A 17829-nucleotide genomic window follows, 5' to 3' on the forward strand; every position below is an offset into this window, starting at 1 on the left:
AAGGCTATAAGAATCTCTGGGAAGAATCTAGTTTTGTCAATGAATTGTCATATTATCAATATTCTCTTTAAACTCTCAATTGCCAATTTATCAATTATCAACTAAAAAACTGCAAGGCCGTGGCAGCGATGCTGTTGGGCCTTTGCAGCATTGCTGTTTGGCCCTTGCAGCGATTGTGCCGCGACTTTGCAGTATTTTGAGTTGGTAGGGTTTTAAGTTTATGGGTTGAGGAATTGGTGTGCAGGCAGACAGCATTGGTGTTGTCAGTGGATGGGGGTGCTATGCAATCAAAATGTTAGTAGTGGTAGACGCTGATACAATTAACATGGCAAAAAATAAAAAAAGTGCATAGAAAGTGTTTTATTATTTATTTTTATGTTATATTTGCAGGGTACAAGAAGCACTCGTCGGAAAACCGTAAATGCGTTTACGGATGTAAAGGTCTGTAAAACAGGCTGGGCGAGGGGCATGGATGCGCAGGGAAATGCGTCAAAAAACTATCATCAACTAAAAACAAATTAAAAACAAGCATCAATTAGGAAAAGTGAGGATGGACGCTTTGGCGTTCATTGTATGCACGTATATTACGTGTTTAAGCGATTAGGATTAATTAATACTTTTATTACAGTATCAATGAGAAGAATAATGTTTCTGTTCATGGCAGTCGTAATGACGTGCCAGCTCTATGCGCAAAAGACATTGACGGGCGTCGTTACCGACGGTACGGCCAATGGTGAGCCTATTATTGGAGCAAGTGTTGTTGTTACTGGTACGGGCTCTGGTGGAGTGACCGATTTGGACGGCCGTTTCAGCATTCAAGTTCCTGCCGGTAAGAAAAGTGTAACTGTATCGTACATCGGCTATCGCAGCCAGACGGTGAATATTGAGGGAAAGACTCGTATCACGGTGGCTCTGCAGCCCGATGAGAACAGCCTCGACGAAGTGGTGGTTGTGGGTTACGGTACGATGAAACGGTCGGACTTGACGGGTTCGGTGGCCTCCATCGACGAGAAAGCTATCAAGGAAGGTGTGAATACCTCGCTCGAACAGGCTATGCAGGGACGTATAGCTGGTGTGCAGGTGATGCAGAACTCCGGTGCTCCGGGTGGCGGTATCTCTGTGCAGATTCGTGGTATCAACTCTCTGAGTGGCAACGAGCCGCTCTACGTTATCGACGGTATTGCCATGAGCGGCAGTACGAGCAGTAATACATCAGTGCTGGCCAGCATCAACCCTTCGGACATTACGCGTATCGAGGTGTTGAAGGATGCGTCGGCAACGGCTATCTACGGTTCGCGCGCCAGCAATGGTGTGGTATTGATTACCACCAAGCGTGGCGACGAGGGCAAGGCCAAAATACAGTACGAAGGATATGCGGGCTGGCAGAAGATGCCGAAGTATCTCGACGTGATGAATCTGCCACAATATGCAGAGTTTTATAATGTACGCGCGAAGATACAGGGTTGGGGCACTCGCCAGGACTATGCTCATCCCGAATTGTTGACAGAGGGAACTAACTGGCAGGACGAGTTGTTCCAGACAGCTTTTATGCATAATCACAACGTAAACATCAATGGTGGTACGAAGGATATGCACTATTCGCTCAGCGGAGGATTCCTCGACCAGGACGGTGTGGGTATCGGCTCGGGCTTCAAGCGTGCCAGCTTCCGTACCAACTTCGATACCAATATCACGAATTGGTTGCAGGTGGGTATGAATATGGCTTATTCTAACACTAAGCAGCTGATTACCTTTACCGAGGGTAACGTGATTTCGACTGCTCTGAGCCAGTTCCCCGACGTGGCGCCACGCAATCCTGACGGCACTTACGGATTCCCGCAGACCAACGATGCGAATACTTATTACAGCAATCCTATCTTCGAAGCGCAGATGAAGGAGAACCGTACGAACAATTATCAGCTCGACTATAACGTGTTCGCCAATATCATGCCGCTGAAGGGATTGAATATCCGAGTAGAGTATGGTGGCAACCGTGGATGGTATAACACCTACTACTTTACGCCTCAATACCAATATGGCAGCATCAGGAATGAGAGTCAGAGTACGCGTTCGAAGAATCTGAGCAAGTACAACTCGTTCAAGCAGTATGCTACCTACGACTTCGAACCGTTGAAGAGTCACCGTTTCCAGGTGATGATGGGACACGAAGCGCAGTGGGGTAACTGGGAGAGTCTCTCAGGCACTCGCAAGGGCTATATCTCCGATGTGCTGCATTCGCTGAATGTGGGCGACACGTCTAGCTCTACCAACAGTGGTGACGACGGTACGCAGTGGAGCATCGAGTCGGTCTTCGGCCGCTTGAACTACAATCTGCTCGACCGCTATCTGCTGACAGCAACGGTGCGTGCCGACGGCTCTTCGAGCTTCGGCGAGAACTATCGTTGGGGTTGGTTCCCCTCGGCTGCACTTGCATGGCGTGTGAACAATGAAGACTTCCTGAAAGACGTGAAGTGGTTGAGCAATCTGAAACTGCGTCTGGGATGGGGTCTTGTAGGTAACCAAAGCTCTCAGTCGTATGCTTATGGTGCTGTAATGGCCAATACGCCTACGGCCTGGGGTACGGGTTATTATCCCGGAAACTTCCCCAATGCCAACCTGAAGTGGGAGAGCACGAATTCATGGAACGTGGGTCTGGACTTCTCTGCATTCCAAAACAGACTGGAATTCATCGTAGACTGGTATTATAAGAATACCAAGAACCTGTTGATGCAGGCTGCATTGCCATCGTATGTCATCAATAACGACTGGATGGGTATGACCGCTCCTTGGGTGAACACAGGTGCTATCCGCAACACGGGTATTGAGTTTACGCTGAACAGTGTGAACATTTCGCGCCCCAATCTGATGTGGCGCACGGGTGCAACCCTCTCTTTCAACCGCAATAAGTTGACCAAGCTGAACAGCGATGCGTCTACCATTACGGGCACTATCGGCACGAATACCTACACATTGTCGGAGGTTGGCGGTCCTGTAGGGCGTTTCTACGGTTACAATGTCATCGGCATGTTCAAGGACGAAAGCGATTTCTACCAGAAAAATGCACAGGGCGAATTCCTGCTCAACGCTTCGGGCGCACGTGTTCCCGTTGCTCGTCCGGTAGATACCAACGGCAATTTGCAGCCTATTGCGCAGAACTCTATCTGGGTGGGTGACTTTATCTACGAAGATGTGAACAAGGATGGCAAGATAACCGAGGCCGACCGTACTTATATCGGCAATCCGAATCCCGACTTCACCTTTGGTCTGAACAACACGATTACATGGAAAGACTTCGAGTTCAGCTTCTTCCTGAACGGTTCGGTGGGTGGAGACATCTACAATCTCGTGGCTATGGAGCACACCAATACACAGGGCTATGGCAATAAGATGAGCCAGGTGGCCAACTACGCACGGGTAGAGATGCGCGACGCCAGTGGCTCGGCTACCGACATCACAAACGCTTATGTGGCCAATCCCGATGCTTCTGTACAGCGTATCAGTGCTGCCGGAACATCGCTGAACGACAATAACCGCGTGAGCAACCGATTTGTAGAGGATGGCTCTTACTTGCGTCTGAAGACGGTTTCGCTGGCTTGGAATCTGCCGAAGCGATGGCTTTCTCCGTTGAAGCTCGACTGGGTACAGGTGTATGGCAACATCCAGAACCTGTTCACCATCTGCGGTTACGATGGTTATGATCCTGAAATCGGTGCACAGGGCCAGAGTGTGATACTGCAAGGAATAGACAACTATCGCTATCCATCACAGCGTATCTACACCGTAGGATTAAAGGTTAAGTTCTAATTCAACAAGCTATTAAGATGAAAAAAATAAATATATACATACTCTCAGCCATTGCCGGAGCGTCGTTACTGACTACCAGTTGCGGTAGCGACTTCCTCGACCAGAAGCCCAGGGGCAACTACACGGCAGAGACTTTTTACGCATCTGACGATGCGGTGATGAAGGGCATAGAGCCTTTATACAACCGTGCTTGGTTCGATTTCAACCGCCGTGCCATCGTGGGTATGGGTTCTTATCGTGCCAACGACGCGTGGAATCCTTACGTAAGTGCCGAGTTTGCGCGCTTTCAGGTAACGGCTCAGACCCAGGACATGGGTTTGGCGTGGTCGGCCTTGTACACTGTGGTGACTACAGCCAATGCCGTATTGAAGAACGTACAGGACTATTGCGGTCCGAATGTGACCGAGAAGGTGAAGAATGCTGCCCAGGGTGAGTGCTATCTGATGCGTGGTTGGGCTTACTTCTACCTGCTTCGCGGTTGGGGTGACAACATCTTGTTCGAAGATAATCAGGATGCAGTAGACAATCCTATACGTCCGTTGAATCCAGAGTCGGACGTACTGAAGTTCATCATCCGCGACTTCCGCAAGGCAGCCGAGCTTCTTCCGGAGACCGGAAGTAACCATCATCCGTCGCGTTATGCTGCCAAAGCCGCACTGGCCAAGGCTCTGTTGGCACAGAGTGGATGGGATGCTACGGCCAAGGGCGACCATAATAGAAATCAAGCTACGTTGAACGAGGTGGTAGCTCTGTGCAATGAGGTAATCAACAGTGGCCAGTATTCGCTGATGTCTAGCTACGAAGAACTCTTCAAAGCGCAGAACAACGATAATAGTGAGACCATTCTGGCCATGCGTTGGGCCGATGCCAATCTCGGAAATTCCGGCGGATGGGGAGCTGTCAACGGCTTGTATTCCGACCTGGCATTTGCCGAAGTGACCGATGTCAACGTATGGGGAGGTTCGCTGATTGCCTCTACCGACATGATAGACCTCTACAATGAAGATCCCACTGACTCGCTCCGAATCCGTGGAACGTTCTTCACACCGAACCGTCGGTACAGCTATATCCTCCAGAGCGAGGGTGGCTACACCTATAAGCATAACTGGATGCAGCTGAAGAAAGGCGTGCTTGGAACGAAAGCCGATGCCGGTGGACATCTTGCACAGGCCGCTTCTCCGCTCAATACCTATATTCAGCGTCTGGCCGATGTGTATCTGATGAAGGCCGAAGCGCTCTTGGGCAACAACGAGAAGACCACCAATGCCGAGGCGTTGGCAGCCATCAATGCCGTCAGGGCACGTGCCAATGTGAAGCCGTATGCTGAACTTACCTTGGCCAAAATCATTCGTGAGCGCCGTATAGAGTTCTGTATGGAATACTTCAACTGGTGGGATATGGTCACCTACTACCGTTGGAAACCGCAGACTATGCTTGAATTCTTCAATACCAAGCAGCATCGTGCCAACGAATACAGGGAAGGCGACGTGATTCAGAATGCTGATGGAACACTGAGCTATCGCTGTGTTCCCCCCGGAGTAAACACTTGGTACATCAGCGATGCAGAGACAGGCCATGTGTATTGGAATGACTTTGTGGCTACCTCTGAGACCGACAACACGCCTGTAGCAGGCAGGGGAACGAAGGTGCCTTATAAATATGACTATGCCGACTTGGTGAGCAAGCATGTAACAGGATACCAGCCTATCGTCTTGAGCGAGGCCAATATCTTCATGCCTTATCCCGAAAGCGATGTCATTCAGAATCATTATCTCAACGAGGCACCGCAGCCTTATAATTTCGGAGAATAAACAATAATCAAAAGCAGAACAGAGATGAAAAAGATAAAGCAACATACGAGCTTTTTAATTGTGATGCTCATGGCGATGTTCTCGTTCGTGCTGGCAGCCTGTGGCGACGACAAGTCGGGGGGCGGACAGCCGGAGATAACCTCGGTCAAGATACTGAGTTCAGACACCCTGAACTATAGTTACGAGCAAACCTACACCAAGGCAAGCCCTGGAACGATGCTTGCGCTGATGGGTGTGAGTCTGAACGATGCGAGAAAAGTGTACGTCAACAATCAGGAAGTGTACTTCAACCCGACGATGAACACCGACCACAGCATCATCATTACAGTTCCGTCGGAGGCCGATGGATTCAAGTTGTCGGCTTTCGACAGCTCTATCCCCGACGAGATACGCGTGGAGACCAGTCACGGAACGGCTACCTACAGTTTCAAAATCACAGCTCCCGGTCCGCAGCTTCAGCGTTTGGAGGCTGCTTATCCGCGTAAGGCAGGCAATGTAGTGAAACTCTACGGTCTCAATCTGGTCGATATTCAGAAAATGTATATCACCGATACCATGTCAGGTGTACTCGATACGACCACTTGGGAAGAAGTGCCCGGTAAGCATTATGCTATTTCTACGTATAAGAGCATCACCCAGGACCACCACCTCAACGAGTCTACACAGGGCTACGAGACGACATCTGTATTGGCAGCTACGCTCCCGGCGCAGTTCCCCGATTCCGGTTCTGTAGTCATAGAGTGTGCCGGTGGAATCGCTTACGTAGGTTTCTCGGTGATTCCAAGCAAGCCCGTCATCACCAGCGTGTCGTCAGACATGCCGCAGATAGGGGAGGATTTGGTCATCCTGGGACGCGACTTCGTACAGGTAGAGAGTGTCAGCTACGGCGATGTGAAGCTCACTTCGAGTGATTTCCGCGTGTCTGCGTCGGAAGATTCCATCATCGTTCCGTTCAAGAAGAAGCCTGCTAAGGGCAGCGAAATGAAGCTGACGGTGAAGACTCCGGGCGGTGCGACCTCTGTAGAACGTTTCTACGACTACTCTACCATCCTCACTACATTCGACGGCGACGCCACCGATAACGGCTGGGGACCCAATGCCTTGTATCCCGATGCAGGCAATGAGGACGGTAAGTTTGCCCATATCAATGTCGACGACAACGGCAGCAACTTCTGGGGAACGATGGTCTTCTTCCGCAAAGACTGGAGCGGACCGTTCACATTGTCTACCAATATCCCCAGTACGGCCAGTGCCAAGGATGTATATCTGGCTTATAACGTCTTCGACAACAACTCTGCGTTCAACAGCACTACGTTCTCCGGTATGATACGTTATATGATTGAGAAGATAGGTGGTGGCGAAAGCTATTGGGGCGGACCTGAAGACGGCGGCTTCAAGTGGATAGTTTACAACGAAAGTTGGGAGTTCACACCTCCTGTCTTGGCCGATGTCAATGGTGAAGCCCATAAGGGCAAGTGGTATCGCGTGGTGATTCCACTCGACAACTTTGCTTGCTTCAAGGGCATGGACTATGCCAATATCGTGAAGACGGGTATCAACCAGTTCCGTTTCATGGAGTTCAATGGTGGAGCAAACAAGGGACATGTCGATGTCAAGATTGACAATGTACGTGTGATTTATATTCCCAGTAAGTAAACCGAAAAACTAGATGACAATGAAATTAAGAAATATATTTGGTTTAATGGTTATCCTCTTTACAGCTCTGTTCGTGCAGAGCTGTGGAGACGATGCCGATGGTCAGGGTAAGGAGGCAACCGGACTGAGCGTGCTGCGCAATGGTGTGGCAATCGAAACCCTAAACTTCAATACCACGGCAGCCTATCAGATGCTGGGTATTGCAACCGATGGCAACTGGACAGCGAGTGTACCCGATGCCGATACCACATGGCTGAAGATTACTCCCCATGCCGGTTATGGCTGGAACTATGCCGACTCCGGCGCTGTCAACACCAATGCCTATATCCGCGTAGACGCCATGACGAACAGTGGGGCTGAACGCAAATCGACCATCACTATCACGGCCGGAGCTTTCTCCAAGGTCATTACCGTGACACAGTCGGGTCGAGGCTCTGCTGGCAACGAGCCTATAGAGAGTGCATGGGACATGATAGCCAAGCTCAAGATGGGCTATAACCTGGGTAACACATTGGAGTCTGAACCGTCGGGCGACTGGTGGAATCCTGTAGGGAAGACCCCTGCCGACTTCGAAACATCGTGGGGACAGCCCGTCACTACGCAGGCTATCATTGATGCCATCTGCGACCAGGGCTTCAATATCATTCGTGTGCCGGTGACATGGGGCAACCACATGAGTGCCGACAACAAGATAGATGAGGCTTGGATGAAGCGTGTGGAAGAAGTCGTGAACTATGTCATGAACCGCAAGGATGTCTACTGCATCATCAATGTGATGCACGATACCGGTACAAATAGTTGGCTGTATGCCGACCTGGACGCCTATCCCGAACAGACGAAGAAGTATCAGGCCATCTGGAAGCAGATAGCCGAGCGTTTCAAGAAATACGACCAGCGTCTCATCTTCGAGTCTTTCAACGAGATTCTGGATAAGAACTCCAGTTGGACGACACCCGCAGCCGGGTCAGCAGCCTATGAAGCCATCAACAAGCTACAGCAGGATTTCGTAAATACCGTGCGTGCTACGGGCGGCAACAATGAATACCGCAATCTGGCAGTGACCACTTATGCCGCTACGGGCAACAGTGCCAATGCGCTCAACGCACTGAAAGTACCGACCGACAAGCATGCCAACCACATCTATGGTACTATCCACAGCTACGACCCCTACAATTTCTGTAACAACAATGCCGGAAAGAATGCAGATGGTTCTACGTTCGATTACAACATTACTACGTTCAACGACGATTGCAAGGCCGAGATAGACAGAATCTTTGCACAGGTGAATGCACGTTTTGCCGACCTGGGTATACCTTATATCTATGGTGAGTTCGGTGCTATCGATGAGAACAAGAACATGGACGAGCGCGTGAAATACGCTACCTATGTGGCTCAGAAGATGAAGTCGTACAACACCACCGGACTCTGGTGGATGGGACTCTACAAGCGCGATACGAAAGAGTGGTACGAGCAGCGTATCGTGAATGCGCTGAAGACAGGCTTCGGATTGTAAGCTAGAACATATTTCTCAGCCTCCGTGGCTGATATCTGTTAAGGGCAGGAAGTTTCTATAACGCTACAGAAACTTCCTGCCCTTTTTCTGGTTGTTGTGGCTATTGCCCCTTGGGTGTAACCTGCCTCTTATCACTTACCCGCCTACTTAAAAACTCAACTCGTTTACTTGTATCTCGTCTACTCGTCTACTTCAAAAAACTGCAAGGGCTTAGCAGCGTTGCTGTCCGGCCTTTGCAGCATTGCTGTTTGGGCTTTGCAGCGATTGTGCCGCGGCCTTGCAGGAATTTCATTGATAATTTTGATAGTTGAGAATTGATGATAGGGTAGGTGAGAGTTTAGGAGATTGCAGGGAATGATAGCCTACATTCCGAACGACTCCCTCTCCTAGGGCAAGGGTTGGGGATAGGTGTTCATTCGTAGGAGCGAGTGTAATTCCTCTCTGGGAATGCCCTTGTAGTGTACGCATTGTCCGTTTTCGGACAGTTATGAAAATCATTCTGTGCTGATTATCAGCGATTTATGATTTTGGCACGCACCTTGTCTGTCTTGTTAAGAGCAAAAACAATGTAAGCTATATGATATCACTATCCAACATCAGTAAAGTGTACAGTGCAGGCGACATAGAGACCGTGGCACTGGAAAACGTCAATATTGAAGTAGAGAAAGGAGAGTTTCTCAGCATCATGGGACCCTCTGGATGTGGCAAGTCGACCCTGCTCAACATCATGGGGCTGCTCGACACGCCCACCACGGGCAGCGTCGTCATCGACAGGACGGCCACCGAGGGCATGCGAGACAGTGCGATGGCCGATTTCCGCAACCGCAAATTGGGCTTCGTCTTCCAGTCGTTCCACCTCATCAATTCGCTCGACGTACTCGACAATGTATCCATGCCGTTGCTCTACCGCGGCGTGAGTGCCAAGGAGCGCAAGCGCCGTGCCGAGGAAGTGCTGGCCAAAGTAGGGCTGACCCACCGCATGCACCATCTGCCGGCACAGCTCTCCGGCGGTCAGTGCCAGCGCGTGGCCATAGCCCGTGCCATCATCGGACACCCCGAAATCATACTGGCCGACGAGCCTACCGGTAACCTTGATTCAAAGATGGGGGCCGACATCATGGAACTGCTCCACCGTCTGAACCGCGAAGACGGCACAACCATCGTCATGGTGACGCACAACGAGCAACAAGCCCGCGACACATCGCGCACCATTCGCTTCTTCGACGGTCGGCAAGTGGAATAAGACTATAGCGCATGGACAGAGAAATTACCACACAGCAGAAACGCCGCCGGCTGCTCATGAGGCTTGCCAAGGTGGGCGGAGCGGTAGGATGCCTCGTCGTCGCACTGCTCATCGTGCGCTCCAGACTCACACCTCACGTGGCTGGGCACACACTCGTATTGGCCCGCGTAGACCGTGGCGACGTCGCAGCGAGCGTCAGTGCCAGTGGCAAAGTAGTACCGATGTTCGAAGAAATCATCAATTCGCCCATCTCGTCGCGCATCCTGAAGGTCTACAAGCGCGCAGGCGACCAGGTGGAGGCAGGCACACCCTTGATGCTGCTCGACCTGCATGTGGCCGAAACCGAATATCAGCGTGCACAAGACGACGCCCAGATGCGCCAGGCAAGGCTTAGCCAGTTACGGGTGAACCAGCAGACCGCACTCTCCAATCAGGAGATGGAAATACGCGTGGCACGCATGAAGATGAACCGACTGGAGGCTGAACTGCGGGCCGAGCAACATCTTGACAGCATAGGGTCGAGTACACGCGACAACGTAGAGCGCAAACGCATGGAATACCATGTGGCCCGACTGCAACTGCAACAGCAGGAACGCCAACTGGCCAATACCCATCGCATACAGCGAGCAGAGATGCGTGCCCAGCAACTCGACGTGGCCATGCAGCACAGGTCGATGGCCGAAAACAGGCGCACACTGGAGGATGCCCGTATCCACTCGCCGCGTCGGGCCACGCTCACCTACATACAGACACAGGTGGGAACGCAGATAGGCCAAGGGCAGCAAGTGGCCGTCATTGCCGACATGGACCACTTTAAAATCAATGCAGAGATAGCAGCCGACTATGCCGACCAGCTGACTATAGGCGGCAAGGCCAACATCAAGATAGGTTCAAGTGTATGTACGGGGATTATCAGCAGTATCGCGCCACAGGCACAGAACGGCATCGTACAGTTTACCATTGAACTCAACACGCCGCCGAGAAAACTCAGACTGCGTCCCGGACTGGTGGCCGACGTGTTCGTGATGACGGCCACTCACCCCGCCACACTGCGGCTGCCCAACGGCAACTACTATCATGGCGCCGGCGAGTATATATTATATGTAAAAGAAGACGAAGACAGGCTCGTGGCCCGGCAGGTAAGACTGGGCGATGGAAACTTTGACTTTGTTGAAGTAAAAAGTGGGCTGCAACTGGGCGAAAGCGTGGTGACGAGCGACCTGAGCCAATATAAGAACAATGTATTAAAAATCAAAAGACAATGAATATCTACCTCCGTCAAGCCTATACAATGATCAGGCAACACAGGCTGTTTTCCACTATCTATATCGTCGGAACGGCTCTTTCGGTGATGTTGACCATGTCGGTCATTATCCTGGCCTACATCAAATCGGCCTCTCTCTATCCTTACAATGAGCGCAGGCAGATGCTGGAAATAACGACACTGCGCATAGTGAAACCTGGCAAAGCGAAAGATGCCGACCAGGATGTCAGGATGGGAAGACTCAACTATCGACTGGCCGACGAACTGAAAGGCCTCAAGGGCATACGCCATGTGGCTGCCAAGACACCATCGGCGAAGGCCCAGATGAGCCTCCCCAACAATCTGCAAGCCACCACGGCCAGCTATAGCTATACCAATGCTGACTTCTGGAAAGTGTTCAACTTCAGATTTCTGAAAGGCAAAGGCTATGGAGAGGCTGAAATACTTCGCGGTGCGGGCGATATCGTCATCAGCGAATCGCTGGCCAAACGCATGTTCGACACAAGCCAAGCTGCCGGCCGAGAGATACTCTTCAACGGCACTCTGCGCCGTGTGGCAGGAGTGGTGGCCGACGTGTCGTCCGTCGTGAGCGAGCCGTATGCAGAGGTATGGATTCCGGCCTCGCCCCAGATGCGGCAGAGCAGTGCCACCACGGACGGCGAAAAATGGCTGGGTTCGTGGCATATATACCTCTCGACAGCCGACAGGCAGGAAGCCCGACGGGCAATCATCGGCTATTTCAAACGGGTGAATGCCTCGCAGAAAGAGTACCACATCGACTTGGGTACGCAGCCAAACACGGGAGGATTCGACCTGGGCAACGGCGATTTCAACTATACGACGCTCATTCTGCTGGCCATACTGGTAGTGGGGCTGCTCGTAGTCCCATCGCTCAACTTGAGCAGTCTCATCTCCAGCCGCATGGAAAAACGACTTCCCGAAATGGGCATACGCAAGGCTTTCGGCGCCCGCCGTTCCACACTGCTGTGGCAGGTAATGGTAGAGAACATCCTGCTCACGGCCATAGGGTCGGCCGTGGGACTCTTGCTGGCCTATGCAGTTGTGGTACTCAACGCATCGGCTTTGAAATCTATGCTTACCCAGACGGGCGACGACCCCATCATTACAGGCGAGATGCTGTTCAGTCCCTGGATTATCTTATGCACCGTTCTGGTGTGTCTGGCGGTCAACGTATTGGCTGCCGTAGTGCCAGGCTATCTATCTCTGCGTCGCAACATCGTAGATTCGTTGAACCTAAAAAAATAAAACCACATGCTCAAAATAATCTTCAAGACCCTTTGGAACGAGCGCAGCAAGAATGGTTGGCTGGCAGTAGAGCTGACACTCGTGGGCTTCTTCCTGTTCTTTATTGTCTATTTTGCCTTGTTTCAGTGGCCCATGTTCCAAAGCGGAAAGGGCTATGACAATCACCATTTATACATGGTGGAGTTCAGTCGGCATACCAATCAGGATGAAGGATGGAAGCCGGCAAGTGCCAATGATTCTGTCTACGAGCAGGAAGTGCGCCATGCCTTGCAGCTCGTCCGAGGCCATGAGGCGGTAGAAGAATGCGTGGCCGGCACAGCCGAATCGGGCCTGTATGGCAACAATATTACCGCTACCCGGTTTGCAGTACACGCCGATTCGGCGAGAAAAATATCGGCACAGTTTTTCGAACTCCTCCCGATGGTAGGCGGAGACCTGCTCCATCTCTATCGTTTTCGCGATGCGTATACGGGACAGCCCATCCATTTGCTGCGACCGGGAGAGCGAGGCATCACCGCTCCACACACCGTCTATATATCCAAATACATAGCCGAGACGACATTCCCCGGCCAGAATCCCATCGGCAGGCAGATACGCTTTGACGACGAAAGAGGGTCGACCTTCACCGTGGCAGGCGTGTTCGACGATGTCCATTTCCAGACCATGTCTGTCAATGATGGCAGTCTGATGGTGTTTCACAATCCCAATCTCGACATGAAAGAGCGATGGGAGGGTGTCAGAATCATGCTGCGATTACGCGAAGATGCCGATGTGGGCGCGTTCCGACAGTGGTTTGATACGACCGTAGTGCCCCAGTTACGCACCGGCAACATCTATGCCGTCTCGCTCAAGAGCATCGTCGACCTGCAGAAAGAGCAGTTGGAGACCTACGGACTGATGGGGGCTGTGCGCATAGCGGGCATCTTTACACTCTTCCTGTTGGCCTGTATATTCCTTGGAACATTGGGTACTTTCTGGCTGAGAATGGCCGATCGACGAGACCAGATAGGCGTACAAAAGGCAATGGGAGCCGACACACGCAGCATCATTAAGCAATACCTGCTGGAGTCGGGCATGCTCACTACACTCTCGTTCCTCATGGCTTTGGTGTTAGCTGCCAGCATCTTGCAACCGATGGGCATGTTCCATATAAGCCCAAACCAAGAGAGTTTAGGCGCTCACTACTCATACTTGATGTATCATCCCGTGCGACTGTTCTGCCTATCGGCCCTCATTACCTACGCCGTTTTGATACTTATCAGCTGTCTGGCCACCCTGATTCCGGCGAAACAGGCCGCCAGTGAGCTGCCATCCGAAGCCCTACGAGAACTATGAGACGACTATCCCTGCTGCTCATGGCAGCCCTCTTTCCCTGTTTTGCAGTGGCCGAACCTCTGCAACTATCGCTCACCGATGCCATCGTCATGGCCCGTCGGCAGAGTCTGGACGCCGCCGTGGCACGCAACTCTCTGCTCGCTGCCTATTGGGAGTACCGTGCCTATCAGGCCGATATGCTTCCGGAGCTGTCGCTTGTAGGCACACTGCCGCAGTTCAACCAAAGCTACAGTGCCTATCAACAGGTCGACGGGACATATAAATATGTGAGAAATGAGGTCACATCCCTATCCGGTGCGCTCAACGTCAGGCAGAATATATGGCTCACCGGTGGACGATTGTCGCTCACGTCGTCGCTCGACTACATCCGCGACACAGACAACAAAAACTTCATGGCAGTACCTTTGAGCCTTACACTGGAGCAACCGCTCTTCGGCGTGAACCACCACAAATGGCGTCGACGCATCGAACCCGTGAAGTACAATGAGGCAAAAGCCGCCTTCATATCGGCCACCGAAGAGGTGACGATGAAGACGATTCAGTATTTCTTCGACCTTCTTCTGGCTGGCGAAAACGTGAATATAGCCCAACAGAATATGAAGAATGCGCAGCGCCTATACGACATTGCCCGCGAAAGAAGGCGTATGGGACATGTCAGCGAGAGCGATGTCATGCAGCTACGGCTATCCCTGCTCAATGCCGAAGCTGCACTGGCGCGTGCCGAGAGCAGCCGTAACAGCAGTTTGTTCCAACTGCGAGCCTTCCTTGATATAGCCGATTCCACTGATTTACAAGTAGTTCCACCCACCCAACAAGTGGCCGATGACACCCCACAACTGCATTATACAGATGTCTTGGATAAAGCTCTTACTCGCAATTCTTTCGTGCAGAGCATCCGAAGAAGCCAACTGGAAGCCGACTATGCAGTGGCTCAAGCCAAGGGAAAGCTGCGGGATATATCGCTCAACGTGACGATGGGATGGAGCGGAACGGCCAACGACAGGATGCAGCATGCCTATCAACAGCTGCGCGACAATGCCATCATAAGGGTCGGGGTAGCCATTCCCTTGGTGGATTGGGGGAAACGTCGCGGTACGCTACGGATGGCCGAGAGCAACAGAAAGGTGACTGAGAGCCGACTACGACAGCAGCAACAGGCCTTCAACCAGAACATATTCCTGCTCGTAGAGAACTTCAACAACCAGCGACGTCAGCTCTCCATTGCCACCGAAGCCGACAGCATAGCCCGACGACGCTACCATACAAGCATCGAAACATTTGTCATGGGAAAAATCAACACACTCGACCTGAACGACGCGCAAGTCAGAAAAGACGAGGCACGGCAGAAACTTATCAACGAGACCTACCTCTTTTGGCACTATTATTATCAACTTCGCAGCCTCACGTTATGGGATTTCTCAACAAACAACGGCATTGATGCTGATTTCGAAGCAATAATTTGCGAGAAGCCATGAAAATATATAGCTTTGTGTTATGATACTCATTATCGACGACGACATCACCATACGTTCATCGCTGACCTTCATGCTGAAGCGGGCCGGACAGATTCCGCTGGCCGTCAGCAATGCCACGGAAGCCATGAATACAGTGCGTACCCAGACCGCAGAAGTGCAACTGATACTCATGGATATGAACTTCTCGCTCTCCACATCGGGCGAAGAAGGACTCACATTATTGCGACAGGTGAAGCTCTTTCTGCCCCATGTTCCGGTCATACTCATGACAGCGTGGGGCAGCATAGACCTTGCGGTGAAGGGCATGAGGGCCGGAGCATTCGACTTCATCACCAAACCTTGGAACAATGCGACCCTATTACAGCGCATCGAGACAGCTCTCCAGATGAGTGAGCCGCCACAGCCGGAAGCACCAAACAGCTTTCCACAAATCATCGGAAAGAGCCGTGCGCTCAGGGAATGTCTCGACATCGTGGCACGAGTGGCCCGCACGCAGGCTTCCGTCTTGATTACCGGCGAGAGCGGAACAGGCAAGGAACTCATCGCCGAAGCCATTCACAGTAACAGCACCCGTGCCGGGAAGCCGTTTGTCAAGGTCAATTTGGGTGGCATATCGCAGTCGCTTTTCGAGAGTGAGATGTTCGGTCATCGCAAAGGAGCGTTCACTGATGCACAGTCAGATCGCATCGGTCGATTCGAAATGGCAGACAAGGGCACTATCTTTCTCGACGAGATAGGCGATTTGGACATAGCTTCGCAGGTGAAGCTGTTGCGTGTGTTGCAAGACCAGACCTTCGAACCGTTGGGCGACAGTCGTCCCCGTAAGGTCGACATCCGTGTGGTATCGGCTACCAATGCCGACCTGCCCAGTCGCATCAGTGAGCGTAGATTCCGCGAAGACCTGTTCTATCGCATCAATCTTATCACCATTCATCTGCCCTCACTCAGCGAGCGTCGCGAAGACATACCGTTGTTGGTAGCCCACTTCGCAGCCCGACTACGCCCTGTAGACATAGCCCCGGAGGCCATGAACATGCTGTCCGAGCAAGATTATTCTGGCAACATCCGAGAACTGAAAAACCTCGTGGAGCGCACCATCCTCATCAGTGGAAAGGACCATTTAGACGCCGACGACTTCCTGCTGGCCCTGAAACACGGCGACAGAATAACCTCATCGCCCTCTACTGGTACGTTGGCCGATGCCGAGCGTGCACGCATCGAACAGGCCATGCAACTATTCGGTGGCAACATCACACGTGCGGCAGCCCATCTGGGCATCACACGCCAGGCCCTATACCGTAGGTTAGAGAAATACAGCAAGCCATGATATACGTCGTAGCAGCCCTTATAGCCTTTCTTATACTGACCGGTCTCTACTACCGTTATGTCGTCAAGCCACGACGAATCATCGAGAGTGGCATGGACCTACTGTCGGCTCAGGACTTCAACTCGCGCCTCCGACATGTGGGACAAAAGGATGCCGACCGCATCATAGACATCTTCAACCGCATGATGAGCCAACTGAAAGAGAACCGATTACGCGTCCGCGAGCAGAATCATTTTCTCGATTTGCTCGTCGAGGCTTCTCCTATGGGTGTGGTACGGATGGACTTCGAGGGCCGTCCCACGTCGCTGAACCCCGCTGCACAGCGTTTTCTTGCCAATCAAGAACTGGCCCAACACGTCTCTACACTGCAAGAGGGGGAGACCGTAACCCTCCATCTCAGCGACAGCCACATCTACCGTCTGGCCCGTCTCTCGTTCATCGACCACGGTTTCCAACACCCCTTCGTACTCATAGAATCCATGACCGAAGAAGTAAGAAAAGCCGAGAACAAGGCCTACAAACAGGTGGTACGCATGATAGCCCACGAAGTCAATAACACTGTGGCAGGCATCACGTCAAGCCTTGAGAGCATTTCTGAGGAATTAAAGGAAGATGCCGACATGGCCGAACTGATGCGGGTGTGCATTGACCGCAGCTATGCCATGAGTCGCTTCATCACCCGTTTTGCCGACGTGGTGAAGATTCCCGACCCCACACTACAGCCTATGGATGTGTGCGAGCATCTGGATACCTGTCTCAGGTCGATGGAAAATCTCTGCCAAGGCATTACCATACGCCGACAATACGAACCGCTCACCATCCAGGCCGACCCCGTCTTGATGGAACAGGTGTTCGTGAATATCATCAAAAATGCCATCGAGAGCATACACGGCGAGGGTACTGTCACCCTCACTACCACTCCCCACAGCATCGAAATCAGCGACGACGGCGACCCCATCAGCGCCGAGACCGAGTCGCATCTCTTTACGCCTTTCTACTCGTCGAAGCCCAATGGCCAGGGCATCGGCCTCATCTTCGTGCGCGAGGTGCTCACGCGCCACGGCTTCACCTTCTCGCTGAAGACCGAAAGCAACGGCCTTACAGTCTTCAGAATCTGTCTTTAAAATCGGTACGA

General features: G+C 52.0%; 11 protein-coding genes. All 11 read left to right on the top strand.

What is annotated here, in order from left to right:
* Positions 1 to 633: 633 nt before the first annotated feature.
* Positions 634 to 3804 carry a SusC/RagA family TonB-linked outer membrane protein gene (locus tag ACZ42L_RS11290; RefSeq protein ID WP_464716140.1) on the top strand — a complete coding sequence of 1057 codons (3171 nt, stop codon included), beginning with the start codon at positions 634 to 636 and terminating at the stop codon, positions 3802 to 3804.
* 11 nt (positions 3805 to 3815) lie between these two features.
* On the top strand, positions 3816 to 5615 hold the full coding sequence (locus ACZ42L_RS11295) for a RagB/SusD family nutrient uptake outer membrane protein (protein WP_464707191.1): 1800 nt from the start codon (positions 3816 to 3818) through the stop codon (positions 5613 to 5615).
* 24 nt (positions 5616 to 5639) lie between these two features.
* Positions 5640 to 7271 carry a glycan-binding surface protein gene (locus ACZ42L_RS11300; protein ID WP_464716141.1) on the top strand — a complete coding sequence of 544 codons (1632 nt, stop codon included), beginning with the start codon at positions 5640 to 5642 and terminating at the stop codon, positions 7269 to 7271.
* A gap of 19 nt (positions 7272 to 7290) precedes the next feature.
* Positions 7291 to 8784 (top strand): cellulase family glycosylhydrolase, encoded by a 1494-nt coding sequence (locus ACZ42L_RS11305; protein ID WP_464716142.1) that lies wholly within the window; start codon positions 7291 to 7293, stop codon positions 8782 to 8784.
* A gap of 577 nt (positions 8785 to 9361) precedes the next feature.
* The gene (locus tag ACZ42L_RS11310; RefSeq protein ID WP_464699332.1) at positions 9362 to 10027 is read left to right on the top strand and encodes an ABC transporter ATP-binding protein; all 666 of its coding nucleotides are present in this window, start codon (positions 9362 to 9364) and stop codon (positions 10025 to 10027) included.
* 11 nt (positions 10028 to 10038) lie between these two features.
* Positions 10039 to 11292: an efflux RND transporter periplasmic adaptor subunit gene (locus tag ACZ42L_RS11315; RefSeq protein ID WP_464716143.1), complete on the top strand. Its 1254-nt coding sequence runs from the start codon at positions 10039 to 10041 to the stop codon at positions 11290 to 11292.
* Positions 11289 to 12557, top strand: coding sequence for an ABC transporter permease (locus ACZ42L_RS11320; protein WP_464716144.1), 1269 nt, complete (start codon positions 11289 to 11291; stop codon positions 12555 to 12557). The genes ACZ42L_RS11315 and ACZ42L_RS11320 overlap by 4 nt, the downstream gene beginning before the upstream one ends.
* A gap of 6 nt (positions 12558 to 12563) precedes the next feature.
* Complete coding sequence (locus tag ACZ42L_RS11325) at positions 12564 to 13892, top strand: ABC transporter permease (protein ID WP_464716145.1); 1329 nt, start codon at positions 12564 to 12566, stop codon at positions 13890 to 13892.
* Positions 13889 to 15367, top strand: coding sequence for a TolC family protein (locus tag ACZ42L_RS11330; RefSeq protein WP_464716146.1), 1479 nt, complete (start codon positions 13889 to 13891; stop codon positions 15365 to 15367). The genes ACZ42L_RS11325 and ACZ42L_RS11330 overlap by 4 nt, the downstream gene beginning before the upstream one ends.
* Positions 15368 to 15386: 19 nt before the next feature.
* Positions 15387 to 16694 (top strand): sigma-54-dependent transcriptional regulator, encoded by a 1308-nt coding sequence (locus tag ACZ42L_RS11335; protein ID WP_464716147.1) that lies wholly within the window; start codon positions 15387 to 15389, stop codon positions 16692 to 16694.
* Complete coding sequence (locus ACZ42L_RS11340; RefSeq protein WP_464716148.1) at positions 16691 to 17818, top strand: sensor histidine kinase; 1128 nt, start codon at positions 16691 to 16693, stop codon at positions 17816 to 17818. The genes ACZ42L_RS11335 and ACZ42L_RS11340 overlap by 4 nt, the downstream gene beginning before the upstream one ends.
* Positions 17819 to 17829: the final 11 nt, after the last annotated feature.

It is taken from the genome of Prevotella mikamonis, from assembly GCF_055381405.1.

What these genes read in the sequence shown, in the direction of transcription:
- ACZ42L_RS11290 (WP_464716140.1), top strand. Translation starts at nt 634, where the DNA reads ATGAGAAGAATAATGTTTCTGTTCATGGCAGTCGTAATGACGTGCCAG.
- ACZ42L_RS11300 (WP_464716141.1), top strand. Translation starts at nt 5,640, where the DNA reads ATGAAAAAGATAAAGCAACATACGAGCTTTTTAATTGTGATGCTCATG.
- ACZ42L_RS11305 (WP_464716142.1), top strand. Translation starts at nt 7,291, where the DNA reads ATGAAATTAAGAAATATATTTGGTTTAATGGTTATCCTCTTTACAGCT.
- ACZ42L_RS11310 (WP_464699332.1), top strand. Translation starts at nt 9,362, where the DNA reads ATGATATCACTATCCAACATCAGTAAAGTGTACAGTGCAGGCGACATA.
- ACZ42L_RS11315 (WP_464716143.1), top strand. Translation starts at nt 10,039, where the DNA reads ATGGACAGAGAAATTACCACACAGCAGAAACGCCGCCGGCTGCTCATG.
- ACZ42L_RS11320 (WP_464716144.1), top strand. Translation starts at nt 11,289, where the DNA reads ATGAATATCTACCTCCGTCAAGCCTATACAATGATCAGGCAACACAGG.
- ACZ42L_RS11325 (WP_464716145.1), top strand. Translation starts at nt 12,564, where the DNA reads ATGCTCAAAATAATCTTCAAGACCCTTTGGAACGAGCGCAGCAAGAAT.
- ACZ42L_RS11330 (WP_464716146.1), top strand. Translation starts at nt 13,889, where the DNA reads ATGAGACGACTATCCCTGCTGCTCATGGCAGCCCTCTTTCCCTGTTTT.
- ACZ42L_RS11335 (WP_464716147.1), top strand. Translation starts at nt 15,387, where the DNA reads ATGATACTCATTATCGACGACGACATCACCATACGTTCATCGCTGACC.
- ACZ42L_RS11340 (WP_464716148.1), top strand. Translation starts at nt 16,691, where the DNA reads ATGATATACGTCGTAGCAGCCCTTATAGCCTTTCTTATACTGACCGGT.